Genomic DNA, 2,116 nt, shown 5'->3' with positions numbered 1-2,116 from the left:
GACCGACTGGTGATCCTCGATCCGTGTTTCCACCACCGCCAGCGAATTGCGCGCCTCGCCGCCGACGGCCCGCACATGGCGGCGATCGATGCCGTAATGGTCGAGCTGGTTCAGGCAGAAGCGACCCACCGCATCGTCGGAGACGCAGGTAACAAGGCTGCAGGAACCGCCATGCCGGGCAAGCGCCACGGCTATATTGGCTGAAGAACCACCAAGGCTCGCCGAAAATTGCGTTGCATCCTCGCTGCGCGTATTGGGCGGATCGGCGTAGAGATCCATGCCGGCCCGGCCGATGACAAGGAAGCGGTTGCCCGACAGGTCCATGTCAGATGCCCTGCCGCTGCTTGTGACGGGAGGATTCCCAGTCCTCATGGGCACGCGTCACGTCCGGGTTCTCAGAGATTGCCGGCGTGCCGACTTCCCACCAAGTATGGCCCTCGGTCGTCCAGCCCTCATAGGCGTCGACCGTCATGCAGATCACGCTCGTCCGGTCGGCCGCCTTGGCCCGCTTGAAGGCCTCGGCGAGCTCTGCCGGATCGGCAACCGTTTCGGCAATCGCCCCCATGGCCCGCGCGTGAGCCTCGAAATCTACCCGGAAGGGTTCAGCAACCGTCGGGCAATCGACGAACAGGTTGTTGAAGCTCGGCTGGCCCGTATTGTTCTGCAGCTTGTTGATCACGGCAAAGCCGCCATTATCCAACACCAAGATGATCAGCTTCTTGCCCGTCAGTACCGAGGAATAAATGTCGGAATTCATTAGCAGATAGGAGCCGTCTCCGGTGAAGACGATCGTGTCGTGGTGCGGCTCGCGCTCGCATTGGGCGATGCGTGCACCCCAGCCGCCGGCGATCTCGTAGCCCATGCAGCTGAAGCCGAATTCGACATCGACGGTGCCGATCCCGAGCGTGCGCCAGTTCGCGGTCACCTCCGCCGGAAGGCCGCCAGCCGCCGCGACGATGCGGTCGCGCGGATCGCACAGCGCATTCACCACGCCGATCGCCTGCGCATAGGAATTGGGTCGGTTGCCGGCTGTCACATTGCCAGAGACGTAAACGTCCCACCGCCTCCGGGCCTCCCTGGCTGACGCGGTCCACTCGTCTGGGGATCTGTAGCCGTCCAGCGCCGAGGAAAGCGCTTCAAGCCCCAGCTTCGCATCGCCCACGACCGGCAGGGCACGATGCTTGCCCGCATCATGCCGGGCAACGTTTAAAGAGATCAGCCGGGCCGTCTTGGAAAAAGCCGTCCAGGAGCCCGTGGTGAAATCCTGCAGCCGGCAGCCTACGGCCAAGATCACATCGGCTGCTTCCGCCACCTGGTTGGCGCTGTTCGATCCGGTTACGCCGACCGGGCCGATATTGAGCGGATGCGTCGCCAGCAGGTTGGCCCGCCCGGCAATGGTTTCGATCACGGGAATGGCGTGTGCTTCGGCAAAGCGCGTCAACTCGGCGACCGCTCGCGAGTATTGCACCCCGCCGCCCGCGATGATGACGGGCCGTTGCGCTGACCGCAGCAGCCGGGCGGCTTCGGCCAGTTCTTCCGCATCCGGCATCTGCCGGCGGATCCGATTGATGCGCTTTTCGAAAAAGGCTTCCGGATAGTCATGAGCCCATCCCTGGACATCTTGCGGCAGGCCGAGAAAGGCAGGCCCGCAATCGGCCGGATCGATCAGCGTGGCAATCGCAGCTGGCAGGCTCTGCAACACCTGCGCTGGATGGGTGATCCGGTCCCAGTAGCGGCTGACGGATTTGAACGCATCGTTGAGGCCGAGGCTCGGATCGCCGTAGTGCTCCATCTGCTGCAGTACTGGATCCGGCAGGCGTGTGAGAAACGTGTCGCCGCATAGAAGCAGCACCGGCAGTCGGTTGGCATGGGCGAGTGCTGCGCTGGTCAACAAATTAGCGGTGCCCGGCCCGGCGCTCGCAGTACAGAACATGAAGCGCTGCCGTAGCCATTGCTTGGCATAGGCCGCCGCGGCAAAGCCCATGCTCTGCTCGTTCTGGCCGCGATAAAGGGGCAGTTCGGCCTGCAGCGGATAAAGCGCCTCGCCGAGACAGGTCACATTGCCATGGCCGAAAATGCCGAAGCCGCCGCCACATAGGCGATGTTCCTGCCCGTC

The 2,116-nt window shown here is 63.6% G+C and carries 2 protein-coding genes; both read right to left on the bottom strand.

Translation table 11 applies throughout. The annotated features are described in order from the left end of the window. A partial coding sequence (locus tag ASE36_RS08940; protein ID WP_244474711.1) for a PfkB family carbohydrate kinase occupies window positions 1–324 on the bottom strand: 324 nt, incomplete at its 3' end. A 1-nt stretch (window position 325) separates the two neighbouring features. Further along, a partial coding sequence (iolD, locus tag ASE36_RS08935; RefSeq protein ID WP_062278383.1) for a 3D-(3,5/4)-trihydroxycyclohexane-1,2-dione acylhydrolase (decyclizing) occupies window positions 326–2,116 on the bottom strand: 1,791 nt, incomplete at its 5' end.

Origin of the sequence: Rhizobium sp. Root274 (assembly GCF_001429245.1) — a bacterium.
Taxonomy (GTDB): domain Bacteria; phylum Pseudomonadota; class Alphaproteobacteria; order Rhizobiales; family Rhizobiaceae; genus Allorhizobium.
Note: the sequence above shows the minus strand (reverse complement) of the source record. Positions and strands in the feature narration are given on the sequence as shown.